The sequence below is a fragment of the Microcoleus sp. Pol14D4 genome, assembly GCF_036701245.1.
GTDB lineage: Bacteria > Cyanobacteriota > Cyanobacteriia > Cyanobacteriales > Microcoleaceae > Microcoleus.
The window spans coordinates 21,209-40,799 of sequence record NZ_JAUBQM010000005.1; the positions used below are offsets into that span (position 1 = coordinate 21,209).

Consider the following 19,591-nt stretch of genomic DNA (forward strand, 5'->3'; position numbering starts at 1 on the left):
TCTAGTGTCCTCACCTTGGTTTCTTGCCACGAGCTCAACTTGAGAGCGGAGATTTTGGGTTAAGAAAGCAAGTTTCTCAGGTATTATCGAGAATGGTGCTCTGGGCGTGAGTGGAAACAGACTACCATGTTGCTAAGTTTAGCTGTGGTGGGAATCTCCAGGCCGGAAAAAAGATGAGCTATTGCCTCAATCCCCATTGCCAAAAGCCGCAGAATGCTGACTCAACCAATTTTTGTCTGGCGTGCGGCTCTAAATTGCTACTGAAAGAGCGTTACCGCGCCATTCAACCTATCGGTGAAGGAACATTTGGCAGAACTTTTTTAGCTGTCGATGAAGATAGGTTGAAAACTCCCTGCGCCATCAAACAATTTTTCCCCCAAGTTCAAGAAAAAGCTGAATTAGAAAAGGCAACTGCACTGTTTAAACAAGAAGCTCACCGATTGCACGAACTCGGAGAGCACCCGCAGATTCCAAGTTTGCTGGCTTCTTTTGAACAAGCAAAACGTCTGTATCTTGTGGAAGAGTTAATCGAGGGAAATAATTTGTTTCAGGAGTTGCAGCAGCAGGGAGCTTTTAGTGAGGAACAGATTTGGGAATTGTTGATCAATTTGTTGCCTGTTTTGCAATTTGTTCACGAGCAGCAGGTGATTCATCGGGATATTAAGCCGGAAAATATTGTGCGGAGAACTCCACAAACCTTGTGGGCTGCGGCGGGATATAGCACCTCAATTCCTGGTAAAGGAAAAGCAGGGGCAAATTTACCTCAATCTTCTGCTGGTATGAAAGGGCTAATTGTCGCTGAATCTCCTGCTGTACAGGGGAAGCCCAGAGGCGGTCAGTTTGTGCTAGTAGATTTTGGAGTTGCTAAGCACATTACCGGCCTTTCTGAGGCTCAAACTGGGACGATAACTGGAACTGCTGGCTATGCGCCCATCGAACAAATTCGCAGCGGCAAGGCGTATCCGGCGAGCGACCTTTACAGTTTGGGCGTTACCTGCATTCACCTGCTAACTGGGGCGGTATTGAAGGATTTGTTCGATGCTTTGGAATGCAAATGGATTTGGCGATCGCACTTGGCGCAAAAAGGCATAAAAGTCAGCCAAAAATTAGCAACTATTTTGAATAAATTACTCAAAGATTCGGTACGAGAGCGATATCAATCCGCTGCTGAAGTGTTGCAAGACTTGGTAAATATTGGGCAATATCCCCGCTCTCAAATTTCTTATAATTATAGAACCAAAATCGCTATTAATTCGCCAGTAACTAACTCGCAGCCAAATACAGCAACCGCCGTCTCTGCCGCGCCGCCCCAGAAGATTCATGTTGTACCATCCGCTGGCAATCCGAGATTATTGTCGTCTAATAACTGGCGGTGCGAACGCATTCTCCAGGGTCATTCGGCCCCGGTTAATGCTGTGGTTATTAATCCTCAAGGTAATATTCTCGCTAGCGCCAGCGACGATAAAACAATTAAGCTGTGGAACCTGCAAACAGGTGAATTCATCCATACTTTTTTCGGACATTCCGCAACGGTTGATGCTGTGGCAATTAGCCCAGACGGGAGAATGCTGGTTAGCGGCAGTTTTGACAGAAAAGTTATTGAGTGGAAGCTGGATAAAAAGGCGATGATTCGCGAGTTTTACAGCGATTTTGGGTCGCCGTACAGTCATCGTTACGGCTCCGTGTACTCGGTGGCTTTTAGTTGCGACTCTGGAGCGATTGCTAGTGCTAGCGGCGACCAGAGTATTAAATTGTGGAACCAGCGCAACGGAGAATTGGTTCAAAAACTTTCGGGACATTCTGACAAGGTTTTATCTGTTAGTTTTCGTCCTCAAAGTATGATGCTTGCCAGCGGCAGTGCTGACACAACTATCAAGATGTGGCTTGTAGGTATTGGGGAGAGTGTACGGACTTTTGTCGGTCATTCAGATTGGGTTTATGCGATCGCATTTAGTCAAGACGGCAAAATGATTGTCAGTGGAAGTGCCGACGCTACTGTTAAATTGTGGAATGCCGATACAGGGGAATTGATTAATACTTTGAGGGGGCATTCTGATGCGGTGATTTCGGTGGCGATTAGTCCGGATCGCGAAACTATGGCTAGCGGCAGTCGAGACGGTACGGTTAAACTCTGGAACCTGGAAACAGGAGAATGTTTGTGCAGTCTGGCTGGGTGCAATCCGGTGGCTTTTAGTCCTGAGGGTCAAACTTTAGTCACCGGTGGAGATGGCGGCGAAGTGTTAATTTGGCGCGCGTCTGTTTAGTTGGGCGAGATAAGTGACATACTTGTGAAGGCGATCGGTGTCAGTATCAAGTAAACGACTGGCCCAAGAATGTACATTAAGTTGCGATCGCATTTCTCGAAATACCGCAGCATCCCCGCGATTGTCTAGAGGAAAAACCCAAGCGTCAAATTTAGCCGACTTGAGACGGCTAACAGTTCCCTCGCCATCTTGCACCCACAATTGACGGTTAATGCGAAAGGGTTGACAGGAATATTCACCGACAACAATTCCCCCCACAGAAACGCTAGCATCTTCTCCCCCATAGGAAAGTTCTTCCAAAAGGGCTTTGAGGTCATTGAGTTTTTCGCCGTCTTGTACTTGCTGCGGTGTAAACTTGACAATCACCATTTCTAAAACTTCCACAGGTTTTGTCGATCGTACAACGTTGACTGGTTCCGCCGCCCAAGAATTTTGTGTTTCCGGTGGCGCCCCCCAAGAGTTTTGTGTTTTCGGTTCCGTCGCCCAAGAGTTTTGTGTTTCCGGTTGAACCCTCTCGATTTCCTCTGCAACCTCTACTGTTTCTACTGGCTTGGCAGTGTCTACAATTATTTGAATTTCCTCGCCATCTTTCTCGATTTTTCCGCTAATCAGCAAGACAGCATTCTCTATAATATGCGGTTTCACTTGTTCGTAAGTCTTGGGAAAAACCACAGCTTTGATTTGATGTGTCAAATCTTCTAATTGCAAAATTGCCATCTGCTCGCCTTTCTTTGTCACCACAGGTTTGATAGCGCTGAGCATGACAATAACTGATACTTTTCCTTTTTTATCTATTAGCTGTTCGAGAGTCAGGACATCTGGGTCTTGATTGACTTGGAGCAGAATTTTCAAGGGATGTTCCGATACATAAAAGCCGAGCAATTCTTTTTCTAACTGCAACTTTTTCTGTGTATCAAAATCTTTTACAGTCTTTGATTTGGGGGCAGAATCATAGGTACTTGCAGACTTTCCGAAGCTCGTACCCAACAAGTCAAACAGATTACCTTGGCCGCTTTCTCTATCTTTCTTGCGGTCTTGCGCCCATTTCATCACCCCTTCGAGGTCGTTTACTAATTGATTGCGGTTCGGCTCAATTTTATCAAAAGCTCCGCATTGAATTAAAGCTTCCAAAGCGCGGCGGTTGACAGAATGGAGATTTACGCGATCGCACAAATCAGCCAGCGATTTAAACTTACCCCCTTCTTGCCGCGCCGCCAAAATATTTTCAATTGCCGCTTCTCCCACATTTTTAACAGCAGAAATTCCAAACAAAATTTTATCTTTTGCGCCTCCAGTCATCTGTTTGGGCAGCGGTGTAAAAGTAAGTTCAGAGCTATTAACATCTGGCGGCTCAACCTCAATACCCAGCTTGAGACAATTGGCAATATATTTCTGTACTTTATCCTGATCGCCCCTGTTAGCAGTCAGAAGTGCAGCCATGTATTCTAGAGGATAATTCGCCTTTAAATATGCCGTCTGATACGTGATATACGCATAGGCCATTGAATGGGATTTATTAAAACAGTATTCCGCAAATTGCAGCATCTGCGCGAACAGTTTATCAGCAATTCTTTGACTGACTCCATTCTTAGTTGCCCCGTCGATAAACGTTTCTTTTTGCTTCTGCATTTCATCAGCTTTCTTCTTGCCCATTGCGCGCCGCAGCAAGTCAGCTTGACCCAAAGAATAGCCCGCCAAATCTTGAGCCATCCGCATAATTTGCTCTTGAAAGCAAAGCGTTCCGTAAGTCTCTTTTAAAATCGGTTCTAATAGCGGATGATCGTACTCAACTGTTTTACCGTGCTTGCAGTCAATAAACTGAGGAATCAAACCTGCATCCAGCGGGCCAGGTCGGTAAAGTGCCAAAATAGAAGAAATATCATCCAGACAAGAAGGTTTGAGTTTTTTCACTACATCCAGCATTCCCGAGGATTCTAACTGAAAAATACCTTCTAAATCTCCTCTTTCTAAAAGTCTATAAGTTTTATCTACATCATTTGGTAACTTTTTGATTCTGGCAAAAGCCTCTTGAGCTCTGCGTTCTATATCAGAAGGTAGCATTTCTGGATCGACAATTTGATTTTGGGTTTGCTTAATATAATCAACTGTTTTCTGGAGCGTTGTTAAATTTTTTAATCCCAAAAAGTCCATTTTCAGCAGCCCCAAAAATTCCAAATCTTCCATGAAATATTGGGTAATTACAGCACCCTCATTATTCTTTTGCAGCGGTACAATTTCATCCAACGGCTCTGAAGAAATTACTACACCTGCCGCGTGAACGCCATAGGTTTTGTTGGTTCCTTCAATGCGAATTGCCATGTCAATCCACTGACGAACTGGGACTTCTGTCCCTGTTTCTTCATTAATGCAAATAGTCTTTTCATAGTTTTCTTTAAATTCCTGTGCAGGTGTGTCATCGGAAATCATCACTTTAAGTTTTTCCGGTTTTCCCCGAGACACGGGAATTAATTTTGCCATTTCGTCTGCTTTTTTGTAGGGAATACCTAACACTCTGGCAACATCTTTCAAAACAGCTTTTGATGTCATTCTGTTGAAAGTAATAATTTGCGCTACGCGGTCGCTACCATATTTTTCAGTAACGTATTTAATCATGTCATCTCGCCTTTCTATGCAGAAATCGCTATCAATATCTGGCATAGATTTGCGTTCGGGATTGAGAAATCGCTCGAATAGTAGTCCGTGGTGTACGGGGTCTATATTGGTAATTTTGAGGACGTAAGCAACTAGAGAACCTGCTGCAGAACCGCGTCCTGGACCTACGGGGATATTGTTATCTCTAGCATATTTTATGTAGTCCCAAACTACTAAAAAGTATTCTGAAAAGCCCATCTGCTGAAGCATTTTCAGCTCGTATTCTAGCCTTTGTTTGTAGACGGGAGGGATTTCATTTCTGGTGCGGGCTTTGAGGCGTTCTAAGAGTCCCAGCCATGATATTTCTTCTACATAAGTATCGGCTGTATGTTCTGGAGGAATTGGGATTGTGGGAATCCGAGCTTCTCCTGTCAGCTCGTATCTCGATACTTTATTTGCTACTTCTAAAGTGGTGTCGATCGCCTCTTTGATTGTTTCATCATCCAAATGGTCTCGAAACAGTTGCGCCATCTCGTCTGCGGACTTAAGATATTCAGTACCGCTGTAGCGCATCCGCTTGTCTTCTTCAATCAGTTTGTTGGTGTTAATGCACAGCAAAGCATCGTGTGCTTCTACGTCGTTGCAGGAAATATAGTGAGAATCATTGGTGGCAATTATTTTAATGTTGAGTTCGCGGGCAATTTTAACGAGTTCAACATTAACAATCCGATCTTCCGGGGAACCGTGGTCTTGAATTTCTAAATAGTAATCTTCTCCAAATACTTCTTTATACCATCTGGCTACTTCGCGGGCAGTATCTAGCTTGTTTTGCAGAATCATTTGGGGAACTTCGCCGCCCAAACAAGCACTGGTGACAATTAAACCTTCGGAGTATTGTTTTAGCAGTTCCTTGTTAATGCAAGGGCGGGCAAAAATACCTCTTTCAGGCATTCCCTTTAAGTGGGAAATTGTGGTTAGTTTGACGAGGTTTTTATAACCTTGGGTATTTTTAGCTAAAACAACTTGATGGTATTTTCTTCTACCTCGAACTTTTACTTCAATGTCGCCGTTGACGACATACATTTCGTTGCCAATAATCGGCTTGATATTTTTATTTCGGCAAACTTTGATTAGTTCGATCGCCCCGTACATCACCCCGTGGTCTGTAAGGGCGATCGCGGGCATCCCCAATTCCACCGCCCGTTCTGCGAGCTGTTGTAGCTGAGAAGCCCCATCTAGTAAGCTATAATCGCTGTGAATGTGCAAACCAACGAAGGACATAGGGATTTAAAATATAAGATTTGAGAATTTAGATTTTACACCATTGGCGTGTCAAAGGGTAAAATAAAAAACAAAGCTTTATATCACTCTTGAGCTGGTTTGTGCTGGGGCTTCTAGAAGTGCAAAAGATGAGGTTGTCGCGGTATTGATGATCGAATGGGTAAATTATTCTCCCTCGCGATCGAACTTTTACAAATTTGCTTGTTTCAAATAACCTTCCAAATCTTTAATCCGTTCTTGCGTCACTCTTGCCCTGCAATAACCGTAGGTAGAAGCAGCCAAACTACCACCTTCAAACTGCCCTTTTGCATAATCACAATTTTCATCTCGAAATTTTATCCAAGTACGCTGTGCCGCAGTCAATCTCTGCTTTTGTCTACTGCTGATTTTTGCTTGCAGTTGCTTATAGACTTGATTGAGCTTTTTTTCTGCAGCCTCAAACTCTTGACTGGAACAGACATTCATCTCTAGCGTGGTTTGAGGATTTTTGCAGTTAGGCTGTTGGGCGACTTGTACGGGAATGTTGCTGGCTTTGCTGGGGAGCAAAAATCCGGCTGTCAACAACAGCAAACTTGCGACAAATTTTACCCAAACAGTGCTATTTTTCACTTCGTTTCTCCTTTTTTTAATCTTTAATTTTCTCTGCTGGCTGAACCGATCGCCAAATCCACCAAGCCGCCGCCCACAGAGTAAAATTGCCAATGAGAGTCATCGCCGCTTGGAGGGTAACTATCCATTCTAGGGCGGGAGAGTTGTCAAAATAGTGCCATGTACAGGCACACATAGCGCTGACGAGAGCGGGCAGCATTGCGGCGGAAAGGGCCCACCAGGCTCGGTTTTGAGTGACTTCGCCGTAAGTCCAAATTAACCAGATTGCGGCAATCCACTCGACGACGCTAGAGACGTGAATAATCCAGGTGGGAATTGACAAAGCGTGCATTTTTTGTATTGTGAACGAAGATGAAAGATTTATCGATCGGGACTTACGCAACTGTCATATAAAGTATGATGCGTCATACAATTTTAGATTAGCGCTTTGAGATTTTATTAGATTTGCGATTTGAGCTGACTGATGACGTAAAGCCTTGAAGATTGGTGACAGTAGCATTTTTTTGGTAGTAGGATCAAATCTCAAATCTCAAAAAAATCTAAAATCTAAAATCTAAAATCTAAAATAGTTAGATTCCCCATCACAAACAAACAAAAGAGTAGAAATGCGAGCAATTTTGTGCGGCTATTACGGTAAAGGCAACGGCGGCGACGAGGCGCTGTTGGCATCGCTACTGCAAATGTTACCAGATGGCGTGACCCCGATCGTCCTGTCTGGCAATCCTGTCGAGACAAATCAGCGGTACGGGGTAGCTGCGCGCGATCGCATGAATGCGTTCCAAGTTCTCGAAGCACTCCGCACCTCTGACGCGCTAATTTGGGGCGGCGGTAGTTTAATCCAAGATGCTACTAGCATAGCGAGTCCTTTCTATTATGGGGGTTTGATGGGATTAGCGCAGCGGATGGGCTTAAAAACTGTTGCCTGGGCCCAGGGAATTGGGCCTTTGAAGCGCGACATCACTCGCAAGTTATCTCAGCGCTGTTTTGCTGGATGCACCGCCGTCAGCGTGAGGGATAAAGGTTCAGCTACTTTACTTGCAGATTGGCAAATTCCCTTTACTTTAGCACCCGATCCCGTGTGGGCTTTGGAGAATTCCCCCGTGTCGGGTTTGTGGGATTTACCGGCGCCCAGAGTGGCTGTTTGTTTGCGTTCTCATTCTACACTAACTCCCGCGCGTTTGTCAATTTTAACTCAAGCTTTAGTTGACTTTCAAAAAGCAACTCGCACCTTAATTTTGCTGCTGCCTTTTCAAGCGTCTCACGACTTAGAGATTGCTCAACATTTGCACGAATCCCTGCCGAAAAGGAGTCGCATCCTCAGTTTAGACGACCCTAGAAAATTGAAAGGAGTGTTCCGGGGAGTCGAAATGGCGATCGGGATGCGCTACCACAGTTTAATTATGGCAGCATCCGAAGAATGCCGCTGTTTTGCCCTCAGCTACGATCCCAAAGTCAGCCAGTTAATGGAAGAGCTAGAAATGCCGGGATACTTATTATCAGAATTGCCAGACGATCCTTATTTAATCAGCAAAACCTGGATAGAACACTATGCTAACGGCGACGCCTTATCGCCAGACAGGATAAAATTTATAGTAGGGCGATCGCTCTTTCATCGCGAAGTATTGCGAGCCGCGCTCCAGTAATCTCATTCAGAGGTGAAATACAATGACAGTCAGTACAGCAGACTTAAAAATTACCTGGGAAAAATTGCCCGACGACTTCATTTTAGATGAGGAACCTGTGGAAAATATCGACCAGCCCTTGCTCGCTGCTGCCTTGCGAGAAATCTTAGAAATCGCAGGGCTAATTGTAACAGGAATATTAGTTGCCCCAAATATGGGAATTTGCGCTACATTAAACGGCAAGCTAGTTATTAAAGCTCCAGATTGGTTTTATGCCCGCAACGTACAGCCGCTGGAAAATCAAGAAATTCGCCGCAGTTACACTCCCAATTTAGAAGGAGACATTCCGGCGATCGTCATGGAATTTTTGTCAGCTAGTCCCAACGATGAATATTCTAGTAAACAAACTTATCCCCCCGGCAAATGGTTTTTTTACGAACAAGTATTGCGAGTGCCCGTCTATGCACTTTTTGAGCCAGCCGCCGGAGTGTTAGAAGTCTACCAGTTGGATTCATCAGGAAAGTATGAAGTACAACCACCAGATTTAAACGGCCGTTATTGGATTGCAGGAGTTGGGTTATTTTTGGGGGTTTGGCAGGGAACAAAGGCCGAAAGAACCGGATATTGGTTGCGCTGGTGGGATGAGAGCGGACAGATGTTATTGTGGGGAGCAGAGATGCTAGAAAGGGAAAGGCAGCGGGCCGATCGACTAGCCGCGCAATTAAGAGCAGCAGGCATTGAACCAGAAGCCTAATGCAATAATGAGCAATTAAAAATTGTCCTTCTGCAATTTAAGATTGCTCATTAATTAAAAAGTATTGAACAACCTCGCAAAAATCAATATTTATCTGCGTTAATCCACGTTAATCTGCCTTCATTAGCGGTTAAAAAATACATTCAGGAGAGAGCAAAGTTGGCAAGAGTAAGAGTGCGGGAACACGTCAATCCCCTATCAATTAGATATCAAGCATCTGCAAGTCCCCCGGATTGGACAAAAATTTATGCTGACTTAAATTTACCGCTGCATTTAGATATCGGCTGCGGCAGAGGACGGTTTTTGTGGCACATGGCGCAAATCCAAACAGACTGGAATTTTCTAGGATTAGAAATTCGGGAACCTCTGGTAGAGGAGGCGAATCTTTGGCGGGACGAAAAAGGCTTGACAAATTTGCACTATTTGTTTTGCAATGCGAATAGTTCCCTGAAACCAATTTTAGAAACTTTACCCGCAGGTATTTTGCAGCGAGTTAGCATTCAATTTCCCGATCCGTGGTTCAAGAAAAAGCACCACAAACGCCGGGTGGTGCAGCAGGAATTAGTCAACGAATTGGCAACTTATATGGCAATTGGCGGCGAAGTGTTTATTCAGTCAGATATTGAGGAAGTAGAAAGGGAAATGTGCGATCGCTTTTCATCTCACCCCAGTTTTAAACGTCAAAACGGCTACAACTGGCTAGCCGAAAATCCCCTACCTGTTCCTACTGAAAGAGAAATTGCTACCCTGAAACGGGGCGAACCAGTTTATCGAGCACTCTATCAAAAATAATGCTCGCTTTTGCAAACTCACCTTTGTCATAAATGTTATAACTTACATCTTTCACCTTGGTTAGGAACAGGCAAGATGCCTGTTCCACAAAACTTTATTTTCTTGTGGAACGGGCATCTTGCCCGTTAATAAAAGAATTATTTCTAACTTAAACCCAAGACGGCAGCCACATCCGAAGATTCCATTCCATTTGCGACAAAGGCAGTCCCAAATAGATAGGCATCCAGAAAATAAAAGCACCCAAAACCAGAAAAATAATTGTTACCCCCATCCCTCGGAGTCGAGTTTGAGGGCTGTGCAGCCACCTGTCAACCCACCACGCAAGTGCTAAAGCTGAAAACACAGAACAGCCCATATAATGGTACAAAAATATGCAGCGAGTCACCTTCACCCAAGGCAGCAAATTAGCGGCCCAATTAACTATTAAATATAACCCCAGCCACATTTCAGCAGTCGGCGGAAACAAAATCGGCCGCTGCTGTTCGATTAGTTCCACAGAAGACTCGCGACGCGTTTTCACCCACACGGAAATCCGGTGAACTAAAACTCCTATTACTAGCAGTAAAGCTAAGGTTGACAGCCACCAAAGCAATGGATTTCCCATTGCGTGAACGTCAAAAATTACCTCAGTTGCACCTTCAGGTAAAGGTGGCAAAACCGGATCTGGTTGGGCATTGTTGCTAGCTTTTTTGAAGAAGTAAACTATCGGGCGCAGCATCAACGGCCAACTGTACCACGTGGAACAGTAAGGATGTACATCTGGGCCGCTTTTAATCCGCTGGTGATAAGTCAAAATTTCCGTTTGCATCTGCCAGAAGTTGGGAGTTGGATTAAAGTGCAGGTGAGGAATCCAAGAGATGCTGTAAACTAGAATAGGAATAATAGCTAGACTCAAGCAGAGTTCTATAAAATTGAGTTTAGTCAGTTTTTGTACTGGGCTTTCGGCAGGAATTAGAGGTGAATCTACCTCGCGGCTTTGTTCTTCATTTCCTCTGTTACCCTGGATAAAACGAACTGCCCAAGCACAGATTAAAATTAGATAAGTACCGAAAAGAAACCATAATCCGTTCCATTTGATAGCAGCAGATGCGCCGAAACCTATTCCGGCGAGTACCAGCCAAAGCCAGCGCTTTTTGCCTTCGGCTTCTACGGATTTTAAAATAAATAACTGACCTAAAATTCCTAACAAAACTAGATAAATGTTGTTCAGCGCGTAGCGAGACTCAACTAAAAACAGACCGTCGCAGGCGATAAATAAAGCAGCAATAAAAGCAAAGGTGCGGCGCCGAACTAGCTGATAAGCTAGCCCTCCCACAACTAGCGGAATAAAGGAACCCGTGAGAGCATTCAGCCAGCGGTAATCCCAAGGGGAAAGCAGGGAACCTGCCATACTGTTGACGGCTGTTTTGCCGAAGGGAAGATGAGTGCCGATCCAAATGCCGATCGCAATTATGTACTGGCTCAAAGGCGGGTGAGCATTGAAAAAGGGAGTTTTTGTGAGATAATCGTTGGCAAATTTAGCGTAATAAACCTCGTCAAATACTAAAGTGTTAAATCGCTCTAGTTCCCAAAAGCGGAGAGTTAAGGATAGGAGGAACACACCGAGCATTGCTAGGGAAAAAATAACATTCGATTTATTAAATTGTTTTTTCTTGATTTTCATAAAACAGCAGCAAATAATAAATACTAAATTTGAGGGCGATCGCTAATTTAAAATTCCTGAGTTGAGAGTAACGTAAAATAGGACTTGTGCAGAAACCGCATTTTTTAGGAGGAACCGGGTTTTTTGGAAACACCCGGTTTCTTAAAGCCGGCTTCTAATAATGCTTGGAGAGTGCAGCGAGAAGCAGTAGCGACTATTGTTTCACCAAATGCTCCCGATCTAATTGGCAAGCAGGAAGGAAAAGCGCGAATCACAAGGTGCGATAGATTATGATAGCAGCTAATCATGTCTTTTTTGAGCGAGTGCTTATGAATCCCATACTTTCGATTTGGGGGCGTTGGGGCTTAGCTGTAGGTGCGACTATCCTGATGAGCTCTGCCGCCGCCCCAAATCCCAAGACATTTGAAAGTTTTGCTGATTTCTGTACCAACAAAGAGAATTTGCCCCCTGAAACCAGACATACGGTGGAGGTGTTGCTATTAAAAGCAAAAACACAAGAGTGCGATCGCGCTCAAAAAACCCTGACTAATCTCACAGAACTTTCCCTGATTCGCAATCAAATAGTCGATATCAAACCATTATCAAAATTCACAAATCTGAGAAAGCTCAACCTCAGTTTAAATCAAATAACAGATGTGCAACCCTTATCGAGACTGACTAATCTGAGATTTATCGTCCTCAATTTCAATCAAATCTCAGACGTGAAACCATTATCGGGACTGACTAATCTGACAGAGCTTTTCCTCGAAGCCAATCAAATCGTAGATGTCAAACCTTTAGCTGGATTGACTAATATAACAGGGCTGTCCCTCGCATCTAATCAAATTGTAGATGTGACACCTTTATCGAGAATGACTGAGTTAAATTTTCTTTATTTGAGTGGGAATAAAATCGCAGATGTCAAACCTTTAGCGGCATTGACAAATCTGATACTGCTTTTTCTCGCATCAAATCAAATCGCAGATGTCAAACCTTTAGCGGCATTGACAAATCTGACCGCCCTAGACCTCAGTAGAAATCAAATCGCAGATGCCAAACCTTTAGCGGGATTGGTAAATCTGACAACCCTCGATCTCAGTAGAAATCAAATCCCGGATGGGGAAGCCGATCGATTAATTCAGAAAAACAAACAACGATTAAATCAAAAAACAGATGAAGCCGAGCGATTGGTTCAGGAAGCTAGGCGACTATTCGCTCAAGAAACAGCAGAATCTTACCAGGAAGCCTTGCAAAAGTTTGATGCAGCGCGTTCGCTTTATCAAATGCTTAGAAATCGGGAGAAGGAAGCTTACACGCTGCATCAAATGGGCTTCATTACTAATAGATTAGGAGACAGACAGCAAGCCCTGAACTACTACAAGCAAGCCCTTTTTTGGAATCGGACTTTAGCCGATCGCCCTAAACAAGCCGTCATCCTCAACAACATCGGCGCCGTCTACTATGCTTTGGGAGAGAAACAGCAAGCCATCGACTACTATAACCAAGTCCTTTCCCTAATTCGGGAAATGGGCGATCGCCCTGAAGCAAGTATCAACCTCAGCAACATCTCGAACATACCCGCAAACAGCGACACATCTTTGGGCGATCGCACTGCGGAAGCCACCACACTCAACAACATCGGCTTAGCCTACAGCGATTTGGGAGAAAAACAGAAAGCAAAAGAGTATTTCAACCAAGCCCTTCCCTTATTCCGGGCTGTGGGCGATCGGGCTAAGGAAGCAACTACCCTCACCAATATTGGCTTAGTCTATTCAGATTTGGGAGAAAAACAAACAGCCCTCGACTACTACAAACAAGCCCTCGATTTGAGACAAAAAGCGGGCGATCGGCGTGGACAAGCCCTCACCCTCAACAATACAGGTACTACTTACTCAGAATTGGGAAAACAGCAGGAAGCAGAAGAATATTTCAACCAAGCCCTGCCGCTGTTTCGCGCTGTGGGCGATCGTCCTGGGGAAGCTCTCACCCTCTACAATATGGCTAATATCAAAGGCGATCGAGGCAATTTAATCGCAGCCCTCACTGACATTGAAACCTCCATCAAAATCATCGAAAACCTCCGCACCAAAATTACCAACCACGAGCTCCGCATATCATACTTTGCCACCGTGCAGGACTATTACCAGTTCTACATTGACCTGTTAATGCAACTGCACAAAACGCAACCCAATTCTGGTTATGATACTAAAGCCTTTCAAGCTAGCGAACGCTCCCGCGCCCGCACTTTATTGGAACTTCTTCAAGAAGCAAACGCCGATATTCGCCAAGGTGTCGCCCCGGAATTGTTACAGCAAGAACGCAATTTACAACAGCAACTCGATGCCTTAGAAACACGCCGTATCGAAACTATAAGCCGCCCCAATCATACCCCGGCAGAAAAAGTAGAATTAGACCAAAAACGGCAAACTTTACTAGCACAATATCAGGACCTTCAAGCCCAAATCCGCTCCACCAGTCCCCGGTACGCTGCCCTCACCCAACCGCAACCTTTAACCCTGGCCCAGATTCAACAACAAATCCTCGATGAGAATACAATTTTACTCCAGTATTCTCTAGGGAAAGAACGCAGCTATCTGTGGGCTGTGACTAAAACCAGTATCACCAGTTATGAATTGCCCAAACAGGTTGACATCGAAAAAGCCGCCCGCAATTTCCGTGATTCTGTGACTAACCCGCGCTACCGAAACATTCCCGATCGAGTTGCTGAAGCTAACAACACGCTCAGTCAAATTATTTTACAGCCCGCAGCAGCACAACTCGCTCAAAAACGCCTGCTGATTGTTGGCGATGGCATTCTCAATTACCTTCCCTTTGCGGCCCTCTCGCTCCCCGAAACACCCGGTAAAAATCGGAATCCGCCTTTAATTGTAGACCGTGAAATTGTGCTGCTGCCTTCCGCTTCCACCTTGGGAATCTTAAGACAAAACTACAATGACAGACAACCCCCAACTCGGACTTTAGCAATGCTCGCCGATCCAGTTTTTAGCGCTGATGATGAACGAGTCATAACCCAGTCTAATAGCGCCAATCCCCAAGCAATAGAATCAGTAAATCTCGGTTTAAGCCGCTCTAGCCGCGACAATAACATACACTTGAGCCGTTTAAAATTCACTCGCCAAGAAGCTCAAATCATTCAAGCGTTAGTACCAGCTAATTCTAGCACCGAATCTTTGGATTTTGCAGCCAGCCGCGCCGCAGCAACCAGTCAGAATTTAAGCCAATATAAAATCATTCATTTTGCCACTCACGGTTTAGCAAATAGCACTAACCCGGAACTATCGGGAATCGTCATGTCGCTGGTAGATGAAAAGGGCAACCCTTTAAACGGATTCCTGCGACTTACTGATATTTTCAATCTGAAGTTAGCAGCAGATTTAGTAGTGTTAAGTGCCTGTCAAACCGGATTAGGGCAGAACATTCAAGGCGAGGGGATGGTAGGATTGACACGGGGATTTATGTATGCAGGGGCTCAGCGAGTGGTGGTGAGTTTATGGAATGTGGATGATGAAGGAACAGCTACGTTAATGTCGAGTTTCTATCAGGGAATGCTGCAAAAAGGGTTAACACCAGCGGCGGCATTGAGGGCGGCGCAACTGGAAATGTGGAAGCAGGAAGAGTGGCGTTCTCCTTATTATTGGGCGGCTTTTAACCTTCAGGGGGAATGGCGATAAATTTTAGGAAAAACCAGCATCAATTCTCATTGTGGGCGAGTGTAAGTGGGGCGAGAAGTTTTTGCGGTGAATCAGGATACCAAAAAAAAGCGGCTCCGCTTGTCGCAGAACCGCCGTCACAGAGGATGAAAAATCAAAACTTAACGCACAGCGCCCTGTACTGAAGGTGATTCAATTGTTTTCATGAAGTACAGCTTCACTAATTGCCAGCCGTTCGACAGATACAAAGGCAATTTTTGGAAGAATTGCAAGAATTTCGGAGTTTCAGAAGCAACAATTGCGGTCAACTTCTGATTGTTCTTGAGGCAAATATCCAGGCGTTCGTAAAACTCTGGGTTGTTCACGTCCAGCATGACGGGGAATACGCGGCCTGCTGTTTCGTTGGTCTTTTTAATCACTTCGATGTCGTATTCGCGAGCATCGAGACCGAGCGATCGATAAAAACCGGCGCGTTGGATATCATTGAGATACATTGTCGCGAACACTGACAGCAAGAAGAAACGGCACCAAAGCTTAGCGCGCCAATCGTTCAACATCTGAGGCTGAGCTCTCATCACCGCATCGAAGAAATCTCCGTGGCGGTTTTCATCCTGGCACCAATTTTCAAAGAATCGGAAAATCGGATAAATCTGGTCTTCAGGATGCGCTTTTAAGTGCTGATAAATCGTGATGTAGCGCCAATAACCGATCTTTTCCGACAAGTAAGTCGCGTAGAAAATAAACTTCGGCTTAAAGAATGTGTAACTGCGGCTCTTTGTCAAGAAACCCAAATCCAGGGACAAATTAAAGTCCGAGAGAGCTTTGTTGAGGAAACCGGCGTGCCGCGCTTCGTCCCGCGACATCAGGTTGAAACCCTCGGCGAGCACTGGATTTTTGTCTTTGAGCCTGCGTCCCAATTCTTTGTAAAGCAAGAACCCAGAAAACTCAGCGGTGCATGAACGTTCTAGAAACTCAATGAACAACTGGCGTTTTTCGCCGTCAATGTGATCCCAAGATTGAGCGAACTCCTCATCCCGCACGAAGTGGTTTTTGTTGTAGTCAACGCGGAACTCTTGGATAATTGCTTCTAGTTCGGCTTCATTTACCGAGATGTCCATTTTGGCCATCTCGTCAAAGTCGGTTGTGTAAAATCTCGGCGTGAGAATAGTTTCTTTGGCTGGGGCTTTCACTCCCGGCCGCAGTTCTTCAAAAGTGGGTTTTTTGAGGGAATCTACCATATTTTTATTGGATTTCTGCTTATAACTACTCGCTTGTTTCAATTGTCGGGTACTGCGGGCGATCGCGCTCGTGTATTTCCGGCCAGCGCTGGCGGCGCGCTTGGTTTGGCGCTCCGTGTGGAATCCCGGTCTAAGCTGCTGTAATTTCCACGCCCTCCAGTTTACCAAGCTCTCGCCCGCGCAAATATGTTACTGGCGTTAAGAATTGCTACGCAAAATTACTCATGGGCTTCCAGACAAGGTATTGGGAAACCAAATTCTGCCTTTTGTCAGTTTATTAGGCTACCACACAAATAAATTCCCATGTCAACCTGTTTAAACACCAGACAGAAAGTACACAATGTATAGAGGGACTCCAATTCTTAGAATAACCAGGCAGGACGGTCAGAAAATGAGCAATTTAGGTGTTAGTTACCTTTTATGGGCAGCTTGTTTTTTCGGCCCATTCGGACTCCACCGCCTCTACAATGGCAAGATTGGTACGGGTTTGCTGTGGCTGTTTACCTTTGGTTTGTTTGGGTTTGGGCAATTGTTTGACTTGCTGCTGCTGCCGAACATGGTGGACGAACGCAATGCCAGTCTCAGGGGCAAACTCGGCGTATCTCCCGAAGGTATACCGCTATATCCAGTCAGCGGGGCGATCGCCGCGACATACCCCAAGCAAACTCCAGACCAGTTAGGGGTTAAACTCCTGAAGGCAGCTTATACCAAGAACGGAAGATTATCTGTCACCCAAGGGGTGATGGCAACCGGCGCTACCTTTGCCGAAGTGGAAGAGGCTTTCACGGCAATGCTCAAAACGGGTTATGTGAGTATCGAGAACGATGCCGTAACTGGCGTCGTGATCTACCACTTTCACGAACTTTAGCTGCTGCGGGTGCGTTGCCTAGGGGATTTTGTCTATTTTTCCAGAAGCTAATCGCTGACGCACCCTACTACTTGATATTGCTGACCGAGCAGTTGTTGCCGTTTTTCGAGTAAGCATTGCCGGCAAAATCGGCTAGAATGTTTGTTTGTCTATATAAGCAAGCAGAAAGTATTTAGCGTCATGGCAGTCCCTAAGAAGAAAACCTCCAAATCCAAGAAGAATATGCGTAAGGCCACATGGAAGCGCAAAGCTGTAGTGGCAGCTCAGAAAGCTCTGTCTCTGGGCAAATCTGTTCTGACTGGACGTTCCAACAGCTTCGTGTATCCCGGCAATGAAGAAGAGGAGGAAGAATAGAAACGGAATACCGGGCATGGGGCGAACCCGATGCCCGATCGATCAATCCTTTTTTGCTGTTGGTAAAATCAGCATGGCATCGCCAAAGGAATAAAAGCGGTACTGTTGCTCGATCGCTTCTCGGTACAAATCCAACAGCCGAGGCCTTCCAATCATCGCACTTATCATCATCATCAAAGTAGAGCGGGGCAAGTGAAAATTGGTAATCATCCCCTCTACAACCCGCCACTTGTAACCAGGGTAGATAAACAAATGGGTCGGGCCACAAAAAGGTTGCAAGGAAAAATCGCCACTCGCGGCCGCGGCTCCCTCTAAAGCTCGCACTGCTGTTGTACCCACGGCAACGATCCGCCCGCCTCTGGCTTGAGTTTCCCGGATTTTCTCAACGGTGACGGGGGGTACTTCCACCCATTCGCCGTGCATTTTGTGAGCCGTAACGTCTGCCACCTCCACCGGGCGAAACGTCCCTACTCCAACGTGCAGGGTGACAAAAGTTTTTTCGATTCCCCGCTGTTCCAAGCGGCTGAACAATTCTTCGGTGAAGTGCAGGCCTGCTGTGGGGGCAGCCACCGCCCCAAGCCGCTCGGCATAAACAGTCTGGTACTGTTCCGCTGAAGCTTGGGAATTTTCGATGTAGGGCGGCAGGGGTATGTGGCCGTATTCGTCCAAAAACTTCGCCAGATTCTCATCTGTGGGGATGTCAAACTCCAGCAGCCGTCCCCCTGTTGCGTCGTCCCTCTCTATAACTGTTGCAGTCAATCGACGACGATCGGGCATCGTGGCATCGGGAAGGCAAGAGCAAGGAGCTGTGGTCGAGTCCTCACAGGCAGGGGCGATGGGATCAAACTCAATTTTTGCTCCCAACTTTAAGCGTTTCCCCGGTTTAACCAAAGCCAGCCAACAGTTGTGTTGCCGTTCTTCCATCAACAATATCTCCACAGCCGGGCCGTTGGGTTTGTGCCCGTAGAGCCTCGCTGGCAGCACGCGGGTGTTGTTCAGTACCAGTAAGTCGCCCGGTTGCAGCAAATCGGGTAAATCCCTAAAAATCCGGTGTTGGTGGCTGCTGGGAGAATCTACAGCCAGTAAGCGAGAACTGTCCCTCGGCACTACGGGATTTTGGGCAATGCGCGAGGGCGGAAGTTCGTAGTCGTAGCCGTCCAAAGACCAGTCCATCTCTGTCATCAAGTGAATTCCTGTGCGATCGATCTGTCAACTGGGTAACAAATTGGGTAAAAACCCCCATGCAAAGTCGGGTGCTTTTCCCCTTGTGGTGGCGGGTATAGCCCGCGAGGATAGAGGTGTAGCATCAGCTTTGCTCATAAGGATCGTTATGGAATACCTCTACTACATCGCCAATACTAGCCTTACTCTGAGAGTCGTGGATTACCTACGCACGGCTCATCATCTTCCCTTGCAATTTATCACTGTTATTCACCAAATTGACGGCTGGGTGGTAAAGGTGAAAATGAGCCAATATTTAACTCCCGAAATGCACGGGGATTTTCGGGCTTTTATGAACGAACTCGGGATTCCTTACGATCCTGAAATTCGCTTGCAAATGGCGCTTTGGAGTTTGGAAACCGGACAGTCGCCGCTGAGCGTGATGCGCCGCTACCAGGTGGCCGTGGTTTGTCACGGCAGCCCTGACCGTAAGGAAATTGAAGCGTTTCGCCAGCAGTTTGTCAAGGGTCTGGGATATTGCCCGGAAACTCTGGCCTAGATTGCTACGCATATAAATTAACTGTGATGACAGAACAGGAGAGGGAGAGAAGGGGAAAGCGGGAGAAGATTTAACGCTTTTTTCAGCTCCGTTAAAGCTCAATAGAGAAATGCGCCACAGCCTAGGCAAGTTAACAATTAAAAATTACCTAGTGGCATTGGTTTGAGATTTTACCCTCTGAATT

Annotated in this window: 14 protein-coding genes; 8 read left to right on the forward strand and 6 right to left on the reverse strand. The window is 45.7% G+C overall.

Annotated elements, in window-relative coordinates:
• Window positions 1-173: 173 nt before the first annotated feature.
• Window positions 174-2,264 carry a serine/threonine-protein kinase gene (locus tag QUA33_RS03965; RefSeq protein ID WP_333094866.1) on the forward strand — a complete coding sequence of 697 codons (2,091 nt, stop codon included), beginning with the start codon at window positions 174-176 and terminating at the stop codon, window positions 2,262-2,264.
• Here the strand turns inward: QUA33_RS03965 and QUA33_RS03970 are convergent.
• The 3 genes from QUA33_RS03970 to QUA33_RS03980 form a co-directional block, all read right to left on the reverse strand.
• A complete protein-coding gene (locus QUA33_RS03970; protein WP_333146653.1) occupies window positions 2,241-6,137 on the reverse strand; it encodes a DNA polymerase III subunit alpha in 3,897 nt (1,298 codons plus the stop codon). The genes QUA33_RS03965 and QUA33_RS03970 overlap by 24 nt on opposite strands.
• Before the next feature lie 189 nt (window positions 6,138-6,326).
• Window positions 6,327-6,746 (reverse strand): lysozyme inhibitor LprI family protein, encoded by a 420-nt coding sequence (locus QUA33_RS03975; protein ID WP_333146655.1) that lies wholly within the window; start codon window positions 6,744-6,746, stop codon window positions 6,327-6,329.
• A gap of 16 nt (window positions 6,747-6,762) precedes the next feature.
• On the reverse strand, window positions 6,763-7,077 hold the full coding sequence (locus tag QUA33_RS03980) for a DUF2499 domain-containing protein (RefSeq protein WP_333146657.1): 315 nt from the start codon (window positions 7,075-7,077) through the stop codon (window positions 6,763-6,765).
• A gap of 274 nt (window positions 7,078-7,351) precedes the next feature.
• Here QUA33_RS03980 and csaB point away from each other — a divergent pair, with 274 nt between their 5' ends.
• The 3 genes from csaB (at window position 7,352) to trmB (ending at window position 9,914) form a co-directional block, all read left to right on the forward strand.
• A complete protein-coding gene (csaB, locus tag QUA33_RS03985; RefSeq protein WP_333146659.1) occupies window positions 7,352-8,389 on the forward strand; it encodes a polysaccharide pyruvyl transferase CsaB in 1,038 nt (345 codons plus the stop codon).
• A 22-nt stretch (window positions 8,390-8,411) separates the two neighbouring features.
• Window positions 8,412-9,122, forward strand: coding sequence for a Uma2 family endonuclease (locus QUA33_RS03990; RefSeq protein ID WP_333146661.1), 711 nt, complete (start codon window positions 8,412-8,414; stop codon window positions 9,120-9,122).
• A 159-nt stretch (window positions 9,123-9,281) separates the two neighbouring features.
• The gene (trmB, locus tag QUA33_RS03995; RefSeq protein WP_333146663.1) at window positions 9,282-9,914 is read left to right on the forward strand and encodes a tRNA (guanosine(46)-N7)-methyltransferase TrmB; all 633 of its coding nucleotides are present in this window, start codon (window positions 9,282-9,284) and stop codon (window positions 9,912-9,914) included.
• 148 nt (window positions 9,915-10,062) lie between these two features.
• Here trmB and QUA33_RS04000 read toward each other — a convergent pair whose 3' ends face one another.
• Complete coding sequence (locus QUA33_RS04000) at window positions 10,063-11,577, reverse strand: phospholipid carrier-dependent glycosyltransferase (protein WP_333146664.1); 1,515 nt, start codon at window positions 11,575-11,577, stop codon at window positions 10,063-10,065.
• 308 nt (window positions 11,578-11,885) lie between these two features.
• Here QUA33_RS04000 and QUA33_RS04005 point away from each other — a divergent pair, with 308 nt between their 5' ends.
• Window positions 11,886-15,248, forward strand: a complete 3,363-nt coding sequence (locus tag QUA33_RS04005) for a CHAT domain-containing protein (protein ID WP_333146666.1) — start codon at window positions 11,886-11,888, stop codon at window positions 15,246-15,248.
• A gap of 140 nt (window positions 15,249-15,388) precedes the next feature.
• On the opposite strand, the gene acsF is transcribed toward QUA33_RS04005, so the two are convergent.
• A complete protein-coding gene (gene acsF, locus QUA33_RS04010; RefSeq protein WP_333146818.1) occupies window positions 15,389-16,465 on the reverse strand; it encodes a magnesium-protoporphyrin IX monomethyl ester (oxidative) cyclase in 1,077 nt (358 codons plus the stop codon).
• Window positions 16,466-16,856: 391 nt separating this feature from the next.
• On the opposite strand from acsF, the gene QUA33_RS04015 reads away from it, so the two are divergent.
• Window positions 16,857-17,333, forward strand: a complete 477-nt coding sequence (locus tag QUA33_RS04015; RefSeq protein WP_333146668.1) for a TM2 domain-containing protein — start codon at window positions 16,857-16,859, stop codon at window positions 17,331-17,333.
• 180 nt (window positions 17,334-17,513) lie between these two features.
• On the forward strand, window positions 17,514-17,687 hold the full coding sequence (rpmF, locus tag QUA33_RS04020; RefSeq protein ID WP_006632406.1) for a 50S ribosomal protein L32: 174 nt from the start codon (window positions 17,514-17,516) through the stop codon (window positions 17,685-17,687).
• Window positions 17,688-17,729: 42 nt separating this feature from the next.
• On the opposite strand, the gene queA is transcribed toward rpmF, so the two are convergent.
• Window positions 17,730-18,869, reverse strand: a complete 1,140-nt coding sequence (gene queA / locus QUA33_RS04025; protein WP_333146670.1) for a tRNA preQ1(34) S-adenosylmethionine ribosyltransferase-isomerase QueA — start codon at window positions 18,867-18,869, stop codon at window positions 17,730-17,732.
• Between the two features lie 148 nt (window positions 18,870-19,017).
• Between queA and QUA33_RS04030 the strand changes: the two genes are divergently transcribed.
• Entirely contained in the window at window positions 19,018-19,407 is a 390-nt protein-coding gene (locus QUA33_RS04030) for a hypothetical protein (RefSeq protein ID WP_006632408.1), read from the forward strand.
• Window positions 19,408-19,591: the final 184 nt, after the last annotated feature.